The organism is Streptomyces sp. TE5632 (assembly GCF_054061295.1).
Map to the genome: position 1 here is coordinate 3,943,189 of NZ_JBSSEA010000003.1, position 16,988 is coordinate 3,960,176.

At 71.3% G+C, this 16,988-nt stretch carries 17 protein-coding genes and 1 pseudogene; 8 read left to right on the forward strand and 10 right to left on the reverse strand.

All coding sequences use genetic code 11. The annotated features are described in order from the left end of the window. Window position 1: 1 nt before the first annotated feature. The 4 genes from ACVW19_RS23380 to mce form a co-directional block, all read right to left on the reverse strand. Entirely contained in the window at window positions 2-955 is a 954-nt protein-coding gene (locus tag ACVW19_RS23380) for an ABC transporter ATP-binding protein (protein ID WP_457461471.1), read from the reverse strand. 101 nt (window positions 956-1,056) lie between these two features. Further along, window positions 1,057-1,992 (reverse strand): cellulose-binding protein, encoded by a 936-nt coding sequence (locus ACVW19_RS23385; protein WP_457461472.1) that lies wholly within the window; start codon window positions 1,990-1,992, stop codon window positions 1,057-1,059. A 234-nt stretch (window positions 1,993-2,226) separates the two neighbouring features. Beyond that, window positions 2,227-6,075 (reverse strand): polarized growth protein Scy, encoded by a 3,849-nt coding sequence (scy, locus tag ACVW19_RS23390; protein ID WP_457461473.1) that lies wholly within the window; start codon window positions 6,073-6,075, stop codon window positions 2,227-2,229. 273 nt (window positions 6,076-6,348) lie between these two features. Further along, window positions 6,349-6,789, reverse strand: coding sequence for a methylmalonyl-CoA epimerase (gene mce, locus ACVW19_RS23395; protein WP_363037576.1), 441 nt, complete (start codon window positions 6,787-6,789; stop codon window positions 6,349-6,351). A gap of 147 nt (window positions 6,790-6,936) precedes the next feature. Here mce and ACVW19_RS23400 point away from each other — a divergent pair, with 147 nt between their 5' ends. Together ACVW19_RS23400 and meaB are read left to right on the forward strand one after the other, a co-directional pair. Continuing rightward, window positions 6,937-8,178 (forward strand): acetyl-CoA C-acetyltransferase, encoded by a 1,242-nt coding sequence (locus tag ACVW19_RS23400; protein WP_457461474.1) that lies wholly within the window; start codon window positions 6,937-6,939, stop codon window positions 8,176-8,178. Window positions 8,179-8,225: 47 nt separating this feature from the next. Continuing rightward, complete coding sequence (gene meaB / locus ACVW19_RS23405; RefSeq protein WP_457461475.1) at window positions 8,226-9,182, forward strand: methylmalonyl Co-A mutase-associated GTPase MeaB; 957 nt, start codon at window positions 8,226-8,228, stop codon at window positions 9,180-9,182. 68 nt (window positions 9,183-9,250) lie between these two features. Here the strand turns inward: meaB and ACVW19_RS23410 are convergent, their stop codons facing one another. Continuing rightward, window positions 9,251-9,943 carry a PepSY domain-containing protein gene (locus ACVW19_RS23410; RefSeq protein ID WP_457461477.1) on the reverse strand — a complete coding sequence of 231 codons (693 nt, stop codon included), beginning with the start codon at window positions 9,941-9,943 and terminating at the stop codon, window positions 9,251-9,253. Between the two features lie 116 nt (window positions 9,944-10,059). Between ACVW19_RS23410 and ACVW19_RS23415 the strand changes: the two genes are divergently transcribed. Both ACVW19_RS23415 and ACVW19_RS23420 read left to right on the forward strand, forming a co-directional pair. Continuing rightward, the gene (locus ACVW19_RS23415) at window positions 10,060-10,728 is read left to right on the forward strand and encodes a response regulator transcription factor (protein ID WP_457461479.1); all 669 of its coding nucleotides are present in this window, start codon (window positions 10,060-10,062) and stop codon (window positions 10,726-10,728) included. Beyond that, entirely contained in the window at window positions 10,725-12,269 is a 1,545-nt protein-coding gene (locus ACVW19_RS23420) for a sensor histidine kinase (protein WP_457461480.1), read from the forward strand. Before ACVW19_RS23415 ends, ACVW19_RS23420 begins: the two co-directional genes overlap by 4 nt. Before the next feature lie 13 nt (window positions 12,270-12,282). On the opposite strand, the gene ACVW19_RS23425 is transcribed toward ACVW19_RS23420, so the two are convergent. The 4 genes from ACVW19_RS23425 to ACVW19_RS23440 all read right to left on the reverse strand — a co-directional run bounded on the left by ACVW19_RS23425 (window position 12,283) and on the right by ACVW19_RS23440 (window position 14,952). Next, window positions 12,283-12,759: a MarR family winged helix-turn-helix transcriptional regulator gene (locus ACVW19_RS23425; protein ID WP_457461482.1), complete on the reverse strand. Its 477-nt coding sequence runs from the start codon at window positions 12,757-12,759 to the stop codon at window positions 12,283-12,285. 99 nt (window positions 12,760-12,858) lie between these two features. Beyond that, window positions 12,859-13,671, reverse strand: a complete 813-nt coding sequence (locus ACVW19_RS23430) for an AIM24 family protein (RefSeq protein WP_457461484.1) — start codon at window positions 13,669-13,671, stop codon at window positions 12,859-12,861. Continuing rightward, window positions 13,668-14,318, reverse strand: coding sequence for an AIM24 family protein (locus ACVW19_RS23435; RefSeq protein WP_457464748.1), 651 nt, complete (start codon window positions 14,316-14,318; stop codon window positions 13,668-13,670). Before ACVW19_RS23435 ends, ACVW19_RS23430 begins: the two co-directional genes overlap by 4 nt. Before the next feature lies 1 nt (window position 14,319). Further along, window positions 14,320-14,952, reverse strand: a complete 633-nt coding sequence (locus tag ACVW19_RS23440; RefSeq protein WP_457461486.1) for an AIM24 family protein — start codon at window positions 14,950-14,952, stop codon at window positions 14,320-14,322. Window positions 14,953-15,130: 178 nt separating this feature from the next. Between ACVW19_RS23440 and ACVW19_RS23445 the strand changes: the two genes are divergently transcribed. The 3 genes from ACVW19_RS23445 (at window position 15,131) to ACVW19_RS23455 (ending at window position 16,393) form a co-directional block, all read left to right on the forward strand. Then, window positions 15,131-15,475 carry a DUF3817 domain-containing protein gene (locus tag ACVW19_RS23445; protein WP_457461488.1) on the forward strand — a complete coding sequence of 115 codons (345 nt, stop codon included), beginning with the start codon at window positions 15,131-15,133 and terminating at the stop codon, window positions 15,473-15,475. Next, complete coding sequence (locus tag ACVW19_RS23450; protein WP_457461489.1) at window positions 15,472-15,774, forward strand: MTH1187 family thiamine-binding protein; 303 nt, start codon at window positions 15,472-15,474, stop codon at window positions 15,772-15,774. The genes ACVW19_RS23445 and ACVW19_RS23450 overlap by 4 nt, the downstream gene beginning before the upstream one ends. Before the next feature lie 109 nt (window positions 15,775-15,883). After that, window positions 15,884-16,393 (forward strand): MarR family winged helix-turn-helix transcriptional regulator, encoded by a 510-nt coding sequence (locus ACVW19_RS23455; RefSeq protein ID WP_457461491.1) that lies wholly within the window; start codon window positions 15,884-15,886, stop codon window positions 16,391-16,393. A 26-nt stretch (window positions 16,394-16,419) separates the two neighbouring features. Here the strand turns inward: ACVW19_RS23455 and ACVW19_RS23460 are convergent, their stop codons facing one another. Further along, a complete protein-coding gene (locus ACVW19_RS23460; protein ID WP_457461492.1) occupies window positions 16,420-16,638 on the reverse strand; it encodes a GNAT family N-acetyltransferase in 219 nt (72 codons plus the stop codon). Window positions 16,639-16,725: 87 nt separating this feature from the next. Between ACVW19_RS23460 and ACVW19_RS23465 the strand changes: the two are divergent. Further along, a pseudogene (locus tag ACVW19_RS23465) lies at window positions 16,726-16,941 on the forward strand (hypothetical protein); the annotation flags it as partial. Between the last annotated feature and the right edge of the window lie 47 nt (window positions 16,942-16,988).

The following is a 16,988-nucleotide window of genomic DNA, read 5'->3' on the forward strand; positions in this document are numbered from 1 at the left end:
CTCAGCCCCTCTTCCAGCCGTCGCCCCACTGCTGCGGGGGCGCGGGCGTGCCGGAGTGCGCGTGGTACTCCACCGACTCCGCGGTCAGCCGCATGAACGCCTCCTCCAAGGAGGCCTGCTGCGGGCTCAGTTCGTGCAGCACCAGGTGGTGGGCGGCCGCCAGCTCCCCGACCTGCTCGGCCTTGGCGCCGTCCACCTCCAGCACCCCGCTGCCGCTCTCGACGACCGTGAGCCCGGCCTCGTGCAGCACGTCCAGCAGCCGTTCCCGCTGCGGGCAGCGGATCCGGACGTACGAACGGGAGTTGTGCTCGATGAAGTCGGCCATGGAGGTGTCGGCGAGCAGCCGGCCCTGCCCGATGACGATGAGGTGGTCGGCGGTCAGCGCCATCTCGCTCATCAGGTGGGAGGAGACGAAGACCGTACGGCCCTGCGCGGCGAGCGACTTCATCAGGGTGCGGATCCAGTGGATGCCCTCGGGGTCGAGGCCGTTGACCGGCTCGTCGAACATCAGGATGCGCGGATCGCCGAGCAGCGCGCCGGCGATGCCGAGCCGCTGGCCCATGCCGAGCGAGAACCCCTTGGTCTTCTTCCTCGCGACGGAGGTGAGCCCCACGGTGTCCAGTACCTCGTGCACCCGCTGCCGGGGGATGCCGTTGCTCTGGGCGAGGCACAGCAGATGGTTGAAGGCGCTGCGGCCGCCGTGCACGGCCTTGGCGTCCAGCAGCGCGCCGATGTACTTCAGCGGGTCCTTGAGCCGGTCGTAGTGCTGGCCGTCGATGCGGACGTCGCCGGCCGTGGGCCGGTCCAGGCCCAGCATCATCCGCATGGTGGTGGACTTGCCCGCGCCGTTGGGACCGAGGAACCCCGTGACGATGCCCGGTCTGACGGTGAACGTCAGGTTGTTGACCGCCACCTTCTCGCCGTACCGCTTGGTCAGCCCCTCGAGCTCGATCATGCCGCCACGCTAGAACGGGACGAAGCCCTCTGCCAACTCCGTGGCAGAGGGCTTCGCCGATGTTCGGCCGCTGTATCCCGGCCGGTTACCGGAACCGCCGGTTACCGGGTCTGCTGGGCCGGAACCCCGCGGGAGGCGGTCTCGTCCTCGGCCGGCGTGCCGGCCGCGGCCACCGCGGCGCCCGTGAGCGTCGCCAGCATCTCGCGGACGTTGGTCAGCTGGGCGTTGATGGAGTCGCGGCGGTTGGTCAGCGCCGCCAGCTCCCGCTCGGATTCCGAACGGATCCGGTCGGCCTTGGCGTTGGCGTCGGCCACGATGTCCTCGGCCTGGCGCTGAGCGGTCTCCACCGTCTGGCGGGCCCGGCGCTCGGCGTCGGTGCGCAGCTTCTCCGCCTCCAGGCGCAGCTGCTCCGCACGGTGCTCGATCTCGGCGAGCCGCTTCTCGGCCTTGGCCTGACGCGACGCCAGGTCGCGCTCGGACTGCTCGCGCCGCTTGGCCAGGTTCGTCTCGAAGTCGGCGGCGGCCTGCGCGGCCTTCGCGCGGGTCTCCTCGAAGAGGGCGTCCGCCTCCTCGCGCTTGGACTGCGCGTCCTTCTGCGCGTCCGACCGCAGCTGGGCGGCCTCGCCCTGGGCCTTCTCGACGATCCGGACGCCCTCGTCCTCGGCCTTCGCCTTGCGCTCGGCGGAGTACGACTCCGCGTCGTTGCGCACCTGCTGGGCGGCCGACTCGGCGAGCTCACGGTGCTGCTCGGCCGCGCGCCGGGCCTCCTCGCGGAGGTCCTTCGCCTCCTCCTCGGCCAGGCGCAGGATCTTCTCCACGCGCGCGCCGAGACCCGCGTACGACGGCTCGGCGTCGGTGACCTGGGACTGGGCGTTCTGCGTCTCGAGGTGGAGCTCCTCGATGCGCTTTTCCAGAGCGGTGATGCGGGCGAGAGCGCTGTCACGGTCGGAGACGAGCTTGGAGATTCGTTCGTCCACCTGAGCGCGGTCGTATCCACGCCGCACAAGCTCGAAGCCGTAGGGGGAAGTGTCGCTCATGGGGTTCCTGTCGAATGAGACCGGTGAGGTGATACGGGGAATCCTAGGCGCCGAAGCGCTGTGTCATCGAGCGGATGCACGTTTGATACGGAGAATGACACCCCTTTTGAGTGGCCGGCACCCGGAGCGCTTGCCAAGTGCATGCTCAAACCCCCTTGTCGGCACGGGATTTGGCATGCCGACAGGGGGTTTCCCACACCGTCGAAGAGTTTGACCGGTTCGTTATACGGCGCCCTAACTGTCCGAAGACCTGCTCCGCTGGCCCGGCGGACCGGCCGCCGCGGCGGCCTTCACCCCGTTGTCCTTGCCGCCGCCCGGAGCCTCGAACGACTCCAGCGCCTCCAGGACGTCCTGCACGCGGGAGATCTCGACGTTGATGTCCTCGCGTCGCCGCACCAGGACCTCCAGCTCGCGCTTGCCCTCCTCGACCGTGGCCCGGGCCTCGCGGATCGCCTCGGCCTTGAGCTCCTCGGCCTCCTTGACGAGCGCGGCCTTCTTCTGCTCGGCCTCCTTCAGCAGCCCCTCGGCCTTCTTCACCGCGGCGATACGCACCTTGCCCGCCTCGGAGTTGGCCTCGGACACGAGCTCCTTGGCCTTCGCCTGGGCCTTGGCGAGCTGCTCCTCGGCCGCCTTGATGAGCGCGTCGCAGCGGTCACCGGTGGACTTCATCGTCTCGGCCGCCTCACGGCGGGCCCGCTCGTGCAGCTCCTCGATCTCGCCGGTGATGCGGTCCCGCAGCTCCTCGGCGCGCTCCCGGATCCGGGTCGCGTCCTGGCGGGCCTCGACCAGCAACTCGTCCGCGTCCGTACGGGACTTCTCCACCCGCGAGTTGCCCTCGACGGTCGCCTCGGAGACGATCCGGTCGGCCTCGGTGCGGGCCGCGCCCACCATCGAGTCGGCCTGGGCCTCCGCGTCCGCGGTGGTCTTCTGCGCCTGCTGCTGCGCCTCGGTGAGCAGCTTGTCCGCCTCGGCGGTGGTCTCCGTGATGAGCGTGTCCACCTGCTCGGCCGCTTCGGAACGCCGCTTGTTGGCGTCCTTGCGGGCCTCGTCCAGTGTGCGCTCGGCCTCCTCGCGCGCCGAGGTCACCAGCCGCTCGGTCTCCTGCTCCGCGTCGGCCCGCAGCCGCTCCGCCTCGCCCCGGACCTGCTGCGCGTGCTGCTGCGCCGAGCCGACCGCCCGGGACGCCTCGGCCCGCAGCCGCTCCGCGTCGCCCGTCGCGTCCGAGATCAGCTTCTCGGCCTTGGCGACCGACTCCGCGCGCTGCCGGTCGGTCTCCTCGATCGTCTCCGCGGTGAGCCGCTCCGCCTCGCTCCGCGCCTCGGTGATGAGGGTGTCCGCCTGCGTCGCCGCCTCCGAACGGATCCGGTTGGCGTCCTGACGGGCCTCGGCCCGGGTGCGCGCGGCGCTCTGCTCGGCCTCGGCGACCGTGTCCGACGCCTCCGTACGCATCCGCTGGGCCTGCTCGGAGACCTCCGAACGGACCCGCTCCGCCTCGGTGATCGCCTCGGACACCGTGCGCTCGGCGAGCGACTTGGCGGCCTCCGTCTCCTCCCGCGCCTCGCGCCGCAGCCGGCTCGCGTCCTCGCTCGCCCGCTCCCGCTCCGCGTAGGCGTCGGTCCGGACCCGGTCCGCCTCCTCCTCGGCCTCGCGCCGGGTACGGTCCGCCGCGTGCTCGGCGGCGCTGCGCAGCCCGGTGATCTCCTCCTGCGCCTGCTCGTGCAGGTCCGCGACCGAATCCCGGACCTGCTGCGCGTGCTGCTCGGCCGCCGACACCATCTCGGTGGCACGACGGTCGGCCTCCTCGACCAGCCGTACGGCCTCGGCCTGCGCCTCCTCCACGCGCGTGCGCGCCGCGGCCAGCAGCTCCTCGCTCTGCTCCCGGGCCCGCTCGCGCTCCTGGTCGGCCTCCTGCCGGGCCGCGCCCAGCAGTTCCTCGGCCTCGCGGCGGCGCCGGGCGGCCTCCTCCTGCGCGCCGGCCAGCGCCTGGGACGCCTCCGCGCCGAGCCGCTCGGCGGCGGCCAGCGCCTCGGCCCGCATCCGGTCGGCGCTGTCCTGCGCCTCCGACTTGAGCCGCTCCGCCTCCGCCGCGGCCTCCGAACGCAGCCGCACGGCGACCGACTCGCCCTCCGCGCGGGACGCCGCCGCGTCCGCCGCGGCCTCGGTACGCAGCCGCTCGGCCTCCGCCTCCGCCTGCTCACGGAGCGTGCGACCCCGCTCCGCCGCCTCGGCGCGCAGCCGCTCGGCCTCCTCCGAGGCCTCCCGGCGGATGCGGCCCGCCTCCTCACGGGCCTCGCTCAGCGCCTGCTCGGCCGAGGCCAGCCGCTCCTCGGCCTCCGTGTGCAGCCGGGTCAGCTCATCGGCGGCCTCCGCGCGGCGTGCCGTGACGGCCCGCTCGGCCTCCTCGTGCAGCTCGCGCGCGGCCCGCTCGGCGTCCTCCTTGAGCGCGTCGGCCTGCTCGGTGGCCTCCGCGCGGTGCCGCTCCGCCTCCTTGCGGGTGCGCTCCAGCGTCTCCTCGGCCTGCCGGCGCAGCGTCGTGGCGCGCTCGATGGCCTCGGTGCGGACCTTCTCGCTGTCCGTCTGCGCGGTGGAACGCAGCTCGTCCGCGTCCGCCTTCGCCTTGGCCAGCAGCTCCTCGGCGGACCGGGCCGCCTCCTCGATCTGCGCCACGGCCTCCTTGCGGGCCTCCGCGCGGATCTTCTCGCCCTCGGCGACCGCGTCGGCACGCAGGTGCTCGGCCTCGCCGCGCAGTCGGCGGGCCTCCTCCTGCAGCTCGACCGTCTTGGCGCGGTACTCCTTGGTGTCGTCCTTCGCCGCGCCCTTGAGCTGGGTGGCGATGTCGTGCGCCTCGGCCCGCAGCCGGTCCGCCTCGGCCTCGGCCTCCCCACGGATCCGCTCGGCCTCCTCGGCCGCCGCCCTGGTGGTCCGCTTGGCGTCCTCCGACGCCTTGTTGAGCACGTCCTCGGCGGTCCGGGCCGCCTTGGACAGCTGGGTGGCGCTCTCCTCGGCGGTGATCGTGCGGGCCTTCTCGGAGGCCTCCGCGACGATCTTCTCGGCCTCCGCACGGGCGTCCGCGACGACCTGCTCGGCGTCCGCCTTGGTGGACTCGGCCTCCTTGGTGGCCTCGCTGACCAGCCGGGCGACCTGCTCCTTGGCCGTACGCGTGCGGGTCTCGTTGGCGGCCTCGGCGGAGGAGAGCGCCTTTGACGCGGCCTCCTTCGCCTCGGCGAGCACCTTGTCCGCCTCGGCACGGGCCTCGCGCAGCGCCGCCTCGGCGTCCGCCATGCGCTGTTCGGCCGCCCTGGCGAGCTCCTGGGCCTCGCGACGGGCGGACTCCGACTCGCTGGCCGTCGACGTCCGCAGCTGCTCGGCGTGGTCGGTGGCCTCCTGCGCCTGCGCGGAGGCGGCGTTCAGCAGCCGCTCGGCGTCCGCGCGGGCCCGGCGCAGGGTCTGGTCGGCCTCCGTGCGCGCCGCCTCGGCCTCGCTGCGCAGCCGCTGGCGGGCCTCGGCGGTCACCCGTTCGGCCTCCGCGCGGGCGGCGGCCAGGGCCTGTTCGGCCTCCGCGCGGGACTCGTCGAGCAGCCGGCGGGCCTGCTGCTCGGAGCGGGCCCGCACCTGCTCCGCCCACGCCACGTTCTCGTTGACGTGCGACTCGACGGTCTGCCGACGCTCCGCCAGCTCCTGGTCGAGCTGCTGGCGCCGGGTCACGGCCTCCTGGTGCAGCTCCGACTGGAGCCGGGCCGCCTGCTCGGCGTGCTCCTGGAGGATCCGCTGGGTCTGCGCCCGCACCTGGCTCAGCTCACGCTCGGCGTCCGCGCGGAGCTGGTCGGCCTGCACCTGCGCGTTACGCAGCAACTGCTCGGCCTGATAGCCGATGTCGCCGCCCTCGTAGGTGGGCCGGGACATGATGGTGCGCCGCGCCTCGTGCAGCTTGGCGCGCAGCACCTCGACCTGGTAGCCGAGGTCATCGGCGTGCTGGATCGCCTTTTCCCGCTCGGTCTTCAGCCGCTTCATCTCGGCTTCGAACCGAGAGAGGTGGTCGACGTCAGCCGCCGGCTCTCGCTCCTGGCTCTCGTAGCCCCGCACTGCGCGGTCCCATCCGTCCCCTGGTCGCAACTCTGGCCGAGCCCCGCCCATCCGCCGAACGGGGCCCCCGGGGAATGGTGTCAGATCGGTGGAGGAGCATGCGCTGCTGCCCCCGCACTCGCCCCCCGAAACCCGGACCCCGGTAAATCCTGCTGTCAAGAAGGACGACGTTCACCCGAACGGAGTCAGGCGTCACCTTTTTGACGGCAGGACCTGATCGCCCTGGATCGAGCGGCGACCGCACCCAACCCTACCGGCCCTTATGTACGTGGGTCAGTGCTCAGGTGACTCAACGGGCGCCGAAGTGACCAGTTCGGTCAGTACGCCGTGGCAGTCCTTGGGGTGCAGGAAGGTGATTCGTGACCCCATGGAGCCGCGCCGGGGCTCTTCGTACAGCACGCGTACGCCCTTGTCCTTGATGTCGGCGGCCTCGGCGTCGACGTCCGCCGTACCGAAGGCGATGTGGTGGACCCCCTCGCCGTTCTTCGCGAGCCACTTCGCGACGGTGGAGTCCTCCCGGGTCGGCTCGAGCAGTTGGAGGTAGGACGCGCCTCCGTCCGAGGTCTCGTTGATCTTGAGCATCGCCTCCCGCACTCCCTGCTCCTCGTTGACCTCGGAGTGGAACACCTCGAAGCCGTACGTGGCCCGGTAGAACTCCACGGTCGCGTCAAGGTCGTGGCAGGCGATCCCGATGTGGTCGATTCGCGTCAGCATGGAATCAGTGGAGCGCCACCGGAGCGGTTACGCAACGTGCGCGCGATCACACCGTAAGCCCGATGACGGGGCGGACCGCAGCTCAGTACATTCGAAGTAAACCCTCGTTCACTCCTCGGCTGTGCAGCCGGAAGGGGATCGCAGCTCATGACTTCCGCAGCTTCTGAATCCACCGCATCATCAGCGCCTTCCGCCGCGAACGGCACGACGTCCGTCATCGTCGCGGGCGCCCGGACCCCGATGGGCCGGCTGCTCGGCTCGCTGAAGTCCTTCTCCGCGGCCGACCTCGGCGGCTTCGCGATCAAGGCCGCCCTCGACCGTGCGGGGATCGGCGGCGACCAGGTCCAGTACGTGATCATGGGGCAGGTGCTCCAGGCCGGGGCGGGACAGATCCCGGCACGTCAGGCCGCCGTCAAGGCCGGCATCCCGATGAACGTCCCGGCGCTCACCGTCAACAAGGTGTGCCTGTCCGGTCTCGACGCGATCGCGCTGGCCGACCAGCTGATCCGGGCCGGTGAGTTCGACGTGGTCGTCGCCGGCGGCCAGGAGTCCATGACCAACGCCCCGCACCTGCTGCCGAAGTCCCGCGAGGGCTTCAAGTACGGTGCGGTCCAGATGATCGACGCCATGGCGTACGACGGTCTGACCGACGCCTTCGAGGGCATCGCCATGGGCGAGTCCACGGAGAAGCACAACACGCGCCTCGGCATCGGCCGGGCCGAGCAGGACGAGATCGCCGCCCTGTCCCACCAGCGGGCCGCCGCCGCGCAGAAGAACGGCGTCTTCGCGGCGGAGATCACCCCCGTCGAGATCCCCCAGCGCAAGGGCGACCCGGTCCTCTTCAACCAGGACGAGGGCATCCGCGGCGACACCACCGCCGAGTCGCTCGGCAAGCTGCGCCCCGCCTTCACCAAGGACGGCACGATCACCGCCGGCACCTCCTCGCAGATCTCGGACGGTGCGGCGGCCGTGGTCGTGATGAGCAAGGCCAAGGCGCAGGAGCTCGGCCTGGAGTGGATCGCCGAGATCGGCGCCCACGGCAATGTGGCCGGCCCCGACAACTCCCTCCAGTCGCAGCCGTCCAACGCGATCGCCCACGCCCTCAAGAAGGAGGGCCTGGAGGTCTCCGACCTCGACCTCATCGAGATCAACGAGGCCTTCGCCGCGGTGGCCGTGCAGTCGATGAAGGACCTCGGGGTATCCACGGAAAAGGTGAACGTCAACGGCGGTGCCATCGCCCTCGGTCACCCGATCGGGATGTCCGGCGCCCGGCTGGTGCTGCACCTGGCGCTGGAGCTGAAGCGGCGCGGCGGCGGCGTCGGCGCGGCGGCGCTGTGCGGCGGCGGCGGCCAGGGCGACGCCCTGATCGTGCGGGTGGCCAAGGCCTGACCCGGCTCGGACGGTCGGCCGGTTTTTCTCTCGTGAACGGAGCTGTGATGCAGGACGTCTCCACTCTGGTGGCCCAGGCCAGGGACGGCAGGCCGCGGGCCGTGGCCCGGCTGATCTCCTTGGTGGAGGGGGCGTCCCCGCAGTTGCGGGAGGTCATGGCGGCCCTGGCGCCGCTGACCGGCAACGCGTACGTGGTCGGGCTGACGGGATCGCCGGGCGTCGGCAAGTCGACGTCCACCTCGGCGCTGGTGACCGCGTACCGCAAGCGGGGCAAGCGGGTCGGTGTCCTGGCCGTCGACCCGTCCTCGCCCTTCTCCGGCGGCGCGCTGCTCGGTGACCGGGTCCGGATGTCGGAGCACGCCTCCGACCCCGGCGTCTACATCCGCTCCATGGCGACCCGCGGCCACCTGGGCGGCCTCGCCTGGGCCGCGCCGCAGGCCATCCGTGTCCTGGACGCGGCGGGCTGCGAGGTGGTCCTGGTGGAGACGGTCGGCGTCGGCCAGTCGGAGGTGGAGATCGCCTCCCAGGCCGACACCTCGGTGGTGCTGCTGGCGCCCGGCATGGGCGACGGGATCCAGGCGGCCAAGGCCGGGATCCTGGAGATCGGCGACGTCTACGTCGTCAACAAGGCCGACCGCGACGGCGCGGACGCCACCGCCCGTGACCTGAACCACATGCTGGGGCTCGGGGAGGCCCGGGCCCCCGGTGACTGGCGCCCGCCGATCGTCAAGACGGTCGCCTCGCGCGCGGAGGGCGTCGACGAGGTCGTCGAGGCCCTGGAGAAGCACCGCGCGTGGATGGAGGAGCACGGAGTCCTGGCGGAGCGCCGGCTGGCCCGCGCCGCCCGCGAGATCGAGACGATCGCCGTCACGGCCCTGCGGCAGCGCATCGGCGACCTGCACGGCGACCGCCGGCTGGGCGCGCTGGCGGACCGGATCGTCGGCGGCGAGCTGGACCCGTACCGCGCGGCGGACGAACTGGTGGCGGGGCTGACGGAGGGCTGACGGAGGACTGACGGGAAGGGGCGGTGCGGGCGAATTCGCCCGCACCGCCCCTTTGCCCACCGGTCCGTTCAGCGGTCGTCGTCACCGCGGTCGTCACCGCGGTCGTCGTCATCGTCTGCCGTGACCTTGCCGCTGTTCGGGTCGACCAGCCATTCCCGGTCGTCGTCGCCGGAGGTGACCGTCTCGACCTCCCAGCCCCTGGAGTCGTCGTCCTCCAGGTCCACCGAGGTCACCGTGCCCTTGGCGGCGGCCGCCTTCGCGGCCTGCCCGGCCGTCACCGACGTGCCCTTCAGCGCCGCCCGCACCTCGTCGGCGTCGTCCTCGTCGTCAACTTCCGAGCCCAGGACCTTGCCGGTGTCCGGGTCGATCCACACGCTGTACCAGGTGTCGCCCTTGCCGAGGATGTCGACCTCCCAGGCCGCCTTGCCGCGGTGGTCCCGGTCGTCGTCGCCGTCGTCATCGTCCATCTCGACGGAGACCGCGGTGCCGGGTCGGTGCTCCAGGGCGGCGGCGACGGCGTCGGCCGCGTTCACCTTCGCGGAGAGCGCCAGAGCGTCGTCGTCATCGAGGTCGTCGCGGTCGCCCCGGTCGTCACCGTCGTCGTCACGCCGGTCGTCGCGGTCGTCGTCCGATCCCAGTGTCTCCACCGGGTGCGTCGTCGTCGGCGTTTCGTCGTCCCCCGAGATCGCGATGGCCGTCGCGGTGCCTCCCCCGATCAGTGCCGCGGCGGTGACGACGGCGATCACGATGTTGCGCTTCATGGTGGTTCCTCCCCGGTCGCTTCGTTTTCGACGTCCTCAATCTCGCCGATCGATCCTGAGGGGAACCTGAAACCACCTGAAGTGATCTTCAGGTTCGCTCTGCGACCCTGGTGCGCATGCGCCTGCTGATCGTGGAGGACGAAAAACGCCTCGCCCTGTCCCTCGCCAAGGGTCTGACCGCCGAGGGGTACGCCGTGGACGTCGTCCACGACGGCCGGGAGGGCCTGCACCGGGCCACCGAGGGCACCTACGACCTCGTGATCCTCGACATCATGCTGCCGGGCCTCAACGGCTACCGCGTCTGCGCCGCCCTGCGCGCCGCCGGCCACGAGGTGCCGATCCTGATGCTCACCGCCAAGGACGGCGAGTACGACGAGGCCGAGGGGCTGGACACCGGCGCCGACGACTACCTCACCAAGCCGTTCTCCTACGTCGTCCTCGTCGCCCGCGTGAAGGCGCTGCTGCGCCGCCGGGGTCGGGGCGCCGGGGCCTCCCCGGTGCATGTGCACGGGGACCTCAAGGTGGACACCGCGGCCCGCCGGGTCTTCCTCGGCGAGGACGAGGTGACGCTCACCGCCAAGGAGTTCTCCGTACTGGAACAACTGGTGCTGCGGGCCGGCGAGGTGGTCTCCAAGGCGGAGATCCTGGCGCACGTCTGGGACTTCGCCTACGAGGGCGACCCGAACATCGTCGAGGTCTACATCAGCGCCCTGCGTCGCAAGCTCCGCGCCAAACTGATCCGGACGGTGCGCGGCGCCGGTTACCGGCTGGAGACGGCGCCATGAGCCGGCTGTTCGGCTCGGTCCGCTCCCGGGCGACGCTCGGTGCCACGCTCGTGGTCGTGGTCGCGCTGGTCGTGACCGGTGCCGCGGTCCTGCAGGCGCTGCGCTCCAACCTGACCGCCGAGGCGGGCACCCAGGCGGAGCGCAGGGCGCAGTCGATCGCCTCGGAGCTCGCCGAGCGGACCCCGTACGACGAGTTGTCGGGGCTGGACGGCGAGGCCGGACCGGTGCAGATCGTCGACGAGGACGGGAACCTGGTCAAGGCCGCCGAGGGCCTGCGGTGGATCAACGGCACGGTCACCGACGAGGTGAAACCCCGGCCGTCCTCCTCACCCTCCGCTTCGCCCTCGCCCTCGCCCCCGGCCCGCGAGGACGATGACGACGAAGACGGGGACGACGAAGACGGGGACGGGGACGGGGACGACGGGGACGACGAGGACGAAACGGAGGACCCCGACGACGACTCGGTCGAAGCGGAGGAGTCGCAGGAGGCCGACGACGACGCCCCGTCCCTCGCCCCCGGCGAGACCAGTCGGCGGACCACCTTCAGCAACGGCGCCGCGACGATCGGCGGTGAGACCGCCGACTACCGCTTCGCGGCCGTCGACGTGCGGACCCACGAACGGGGCCTGCTCACCGTCTACGCCGGCTCCCCGCTGGCCGCCGAGCACAGCGCCGTACGGACCGCGCTGACCGTGATGCTGATCGGTTTCCCGCTGCTGGCGGCGCTCGTCGCCGCCATGACCTGGGTGCTCACCGGGCGTGCCCTGCGTCCGGTCGCCGCGATCCGCGAGGAGATGGCCGCGATCACCGCGTCCGAGGACCTCACGCGCCGGGTCCCGGAACCGGCGACCCACGACGAGATCGCGCGGCTCGCCCGCACCACCAACGAGACCCTCGCAGCCCTGGAGACGTCCGTGGAGCGGCAGCGGAGCTTCGTCGCCGACGCCTCGCACGAGCTGCGCAGCCCGATCGCGTCCCTGCGCACCCAGCTGGAGGTGGCCGCCGCCCACCCCGAACTCCTGGACCTGGACGGCGCCGTCGAGGACACCGTGCGGCTCCAGCACCTCGCCGCCGACCTGCTGCTGCTCGCCCGGCTGGACGCGGGGGAGCGGCCCGTCGAGGGCAGGGTGGACCTGGCCGCGCTGGCCCGCGAGGAGGCGGCGGGACGGACGGGAGTGACGGTGGACGCGGAGACGGCGGAGGTGGCCGGATCGCGGGGGCAGCTGGGCCGGGTGCTCGGCAACCTGCTCGACAACGGCCGTCGGCACGCCCGCGAGAAGGTCTCGGTGACCGTGCGGTGCGAGGGTGGCTGGGCGGTGCTCGGCGTGGCCGACGACGGCGACGGGGTGGCCGAGGCCGACCGGGAGCGGATCTTCCAGCGGTTCGTGCGGCTGGACGACGCCCGCAGCCGCGACGACGGCGGAGCCGGCCTGGGCCTCGCCATCGCGAGGGACGTCGCCGTACGGCACGGCGGGACGCTCACGGCCGGTGCGGCGCCGGCAGGCGGAGCCCTGTTCGAACTCCGCCTGCCGCTCGCCTGAGGAGAACCGGTGGTCAGAGACGCCCGCGCTGTCCGCGCAGGTGCTCCGCGATGGGCTTGAGGGCCTTGTCCAGCTCACCGAGGGTCTCGGGGGAGAGCAGGTCGATGAAGTGCCGTCGCACCGACGCCACATGATGGGGCGAGACCTTCTGCATGGTCTCCATGCCGTGGTCGGTGAGAACGGCGAAGAGGCCGCGCCGGTCGGACTCGCAGTGCTCCCGCCGGACCAGGCCCGCGTTCTCCAACCGGGTGACCTGGTGCGAGAGCCGGCTCTTGGACTGCATGGTGGCGGAGGCGAGATCGCTCATCCGCATCCGGCGGTCGTCCGACTCGGACAGGTTCACCAGGATCTCGTAGTCGTTCATTGTCAGGCCGAAGGGCTGCAGATCCTTCTCGAGCTGGTACGTCAACAGCCTGTTGACCTCCAGGTGGGTGCGCCAGGCGCACTGCTCCGCATTGGTCAGCCAGCGGGTGGCCGTTTCGGTCTCCATGAATGAAGTCTACCTAAGAAGTTGAAAGGCGAACTAGTGACGGTTTCCGTGACAGTGGCAGCGTGCACGCGTTCGACGTCACACTCCGCAGACTACCGCTCACAGCCCGAAGCGACGCTGGAGGTCTCCCAGCTGTCCGGGAAGACGCGGTGCCCCCGTGGCCTGCCCGGGCGCTCCAGAAGCCCCGCCGCCGGGCACCCCCGGCACCTGCGGAACGGCCCCCGTGGCCTGCTCCGCCATCAGGGTCTCGGAGGACTGCAGCAGCACGGTGCCCGCCCCCACGAACTCGAACTGGTGCTCCTCGCCGGAAGCTCCGCCGAAGCCCGTCATCGCACGTAGACCGCCCATGACACCGGTCATGTAGCCGTGGTCGTAGTGGTGGCACGGGGAGGGGCAGTCGGCCCATCCCACCAGCGCCTGCGGGTCCACCCGGAGCGGGGGTTCCATGAACACCACCGGACCGTTCGACACGGCCACGAACTTTCCGGTTCCGATGAGGGTCAGGAAACCCGGCACGATCGACTGCTTCAGCGACAGACTTGGCTGAAAAGCGAGCAAGTTGCCCGAGCGAATGGTCAGATTGCCGTCCTCGAGGTCGTACGAGTTCACATCGAAGGCCCGGTCGGCGAGGAGCATCTTGCCCGAGCCCTCCGCCACGACCCAGTCGCTCGCGTGCAGTGGTGAATGGAACGACGTACGGACAAGTCGGTCGAGTCGGCCGTGCCCGATGCCGTTGAACTCGATCGTGCCGTAGTAGGCGGTCATCTTCCCCTTCTGCAGGAACCACTGGCTCCCCCGGAGCTCCACACAGAAGGTGTAGGCATCGACGTTGTCGTCGGACGGCAGCGTCGTCGGGTCGAAGACCGTGACGGCGGGCCCGGGGCCGCCGCCCGGGAATCCGTAGGGGCTCACAGCTTCTCCTCCGAGGCCTGGACGTACACCGCACCGCTGCCGCTGAGCTCCAGCTGGAACGCCTCACCGGAGCCGCGCCCCACCATGTCCCGCCAGCCGAGCGCGGTGGACAGCCTGTTGCGGACGTCGCCGTGGTGGGCGACATAGGCCTGCGGGTCGACGTGCACCGGGCGCTGCGGGGTGATCGGGATCTCGATCACGCCCCCGTGCGCCATGACGGCCACGGAACCGTGCCCCTTGAGCGTGGTGGTGAACAGGCCCTGCCCGGAGACCTGGCCCCGGACCATGCCCATCACCCCGCCCTGCGAGCCCAGGAACACCGTGCCCTGCTCCAGCGTGCCCTCGAACGCCAGCAGGCGGTCCGCCTCGACGTACAGGGTGTCCCCGGAGAGGTCGATCACCTGGACGTGGTGGCCGCCGTGCCCGAACAGGACCGTGCCGTCGCCCTCGACGCTCATCAGGGGCGTGGCCTCCCCGGCCACCCGCCGGCCGATCATCGACCGCAGCCCGCCCTGACCGCCCGCCACGTCGGGCGTGAAGCCGACCTCCCCCCGGTACGCGAGCATCGCGCCGCGCTGGCTGAACAGCCGCCGGCCGGGCACCACGGTCGCCTCGACCACCTTCGAGTTGATCTCCCGGAAGCCCATGTCAGACATCCCCCGCGATCGTGTTCCGCTCACTGGGCTGCACATAGACCAGCCCGTCGCCCTCGAACCGCATCTGGAACGCCTCGCCGCCGCCCTCCCCGAGCAGGGTGCGGAACGTCACCCCGGACTGGAGGGACCGCCGCAGATTCCCCTGGTGGGCGACGTAGGCACCGGGATCGACGGTCAGCGGGTACTGCGGACCGACCCGGAGCACCACGGCCGGCCCGTCCGACATGATCGCCGCCTGGCCGTGCCCCTCGACGGTGGTCGTGAACAGCCCGTTGCCCTGCGACGCGCCGCGCAGGCCCGTGAAACCGGTCCCGGTGCGCAGGCCGCCGTCGGTCGCCAGCAGGTTGCTCGACTCCACATGGAGCTTGTCCCCCTGAAGGCCGATGAGGTTGATGTCGGCGGCGCGATCGGCGAACCAGCAGGTCCCGCGTCCCTTCACCTCCATCACCGTCATCTGCTCACCGGTCAGCCGCCGGGTCACCATCCCCCGGATGCCCTCCCCGCCGCCCGTGAGTTTCTTGAACGTCATCTCGCCGTCGTACGCGACCATCGAGCCGTTCTTCGCCTTCACGGCATCCCCGGTCATGTCGACGACGAGCACCTTGCTGCCTTGAAGTCGGAACATCGCCACATCTGCGACGTTAACCGCCGCCCCGCCCCGCCGACAGGCCCTGTGGGGTGAGTCGCACCCGGAAGATTCCCCTAGGGACCGCCCCCGCTCCGGTGATCGCGGACGGGGTTTGTCACAATGGACAAACGCTTGTGCGTGCATTCACAAACGTCTCTCCCACCGAAGGTGATCCGTGGACCTCAAGACCGCCAGTGCCCTCCGCCGCCTCCGCCTGGTATCGGGCCCCGAGGCGATCTCGTTCCTGCTGCTGCTCGTCGCCTCGGTCCTGAAGCGGACCACGGAGTTCAACGCCGTCCCGGCGCTGGGCGCGATCCACGGGTTCCTCTTCGTCGTGTACGTGATCTTCTGGGCCGACGCCTGGAACCGCGCCAAGTGGTCGCTGAAGACCGCCGCCTTCTACTTCCTGATGTCGGTGCTGCCCACCGGCGGCTTCTTCGCCGAGCGCCGGCTGAAGGCCGAGGCCGAGGACGCGGTCATCGCCTCCCGCGCCCGCGCCGAGGGAGTGGTGGGCGCGTGATCGTCGCCTTCTCCGTGACGCCGCTGGGCGTCGGCGAGGACGTGGGGGAGTACGTCGCCGACGCCGTGCGGGTGGTCCGCGAGTCCGGGCTGCCGAACCGCACCGACGCCATGTTCACCTCGGTCGAGGGGGACTGGGACGAGGTGATGGACGTCGTGAAGCGCGCCGTGGCCGCGGTCGAGGCGCGCGCCCCGCGGGTCTCGCTCGTCCTCAAGGCGGACCTCCGCCCCGGAGTCGAGGACGGCCTCACCGCCAAGGTCGACACCGTCGAGCGGCACCTGGCGCAGAGCGCGGAGTAGCCGAGCCGCCGGACGGCGCTGCCGTCCGGCGCAGGCGACGACGTACCGGTGCGGACCGAAAGGCGAGACGGGGCTGACCGGCATATGACCGGCCGGTAGGGTCGGCTGCGTGCCGAAGCCGCTCAGTCTCTCGTTCGATCCCATCGCCCGCGCCGACGAACTCTGGAAGCAGCGCTGGGGAAGCGTGCCGTCCATGGCCGCGATCACCTCGGTCATGCGCGCCCACCAGATCCTGCTGGCCGAGGTCGACGCGGTGGTCAAGCCGTACGGGCTCACCTTCGCCCGGTACGAGGCGCTGGTGCTGCTCACCTTCTCGAAGTCCGGCGAGCTGCCGATGTCCAAGATCGGCGAGCGGCTCATGGTGCACCCCACATCGGTGACGAACACCGTGGACCGGCTGGTGCGGTCGGGGCTGGTCGCCAAGCGCCCCAACCCCAACGACGGCCGCGGCACCCTCGCGAGCATCACCGACAAGGGACGTGAGGTCGTCGAGGAGGCCACCCGCGACCTGATGGCCATGGACTTCGGCCTCGGCGCCTACGACGCCGAGGAGTGCGCCGAACTCTTCGCCATCCTCCGCCCGCTGCGGCTCGCGGCGGGGGACTTCGAAGGGGATTGACCGCTGGCGCGGCGGGGCGGCAGAGGTCAGGGGTGCAGCTTTTTCACGATGACGGCGTACAGCGGCGAATCGGCGAACGGCCGTTGCCCGCCCGCCTTCTCGTAACCCGACATCTCGTACAGTTTTTGAACCTTCGGGTGAGTCACGTCGACCAGGAGTACGGCGAGATCCTCGCTGTGCTTCTTCAGCAGGGCTTCGTGCAGACGATGCGAGATGCCCTGTTTCCGCCACTGCGGGCGCACCATGACTTCGGAGACTGCGTAGGTCGCGGTGTAGCCGTTGCTCGGCTCGAACTCGGTGGAGCGCCACCATTCGCGGCCTGGCGGCAGCGGCAGGCATCCGACGTCCACGCGACAGGTATGGGCGAGTCGACGTCCGAGGCGCACATGGCGGGCTCGGAGATCCTCGTGGACCTGTCCGGCGAACTCCTCGCGGTGTGGGACGGCAAGCCCGCCCGGGGCTTCGGCGGTACCGCGGACGTGGTCTCGTACGCGGAGCGGAGCGGCACCCCGGTACGGGTCCTGTGGCCGGAGGGCGCCACCCGCTGATCACCGTCGCAATGCGATGGCCCGCACTTCCCGAAGGGCGAGCCGCC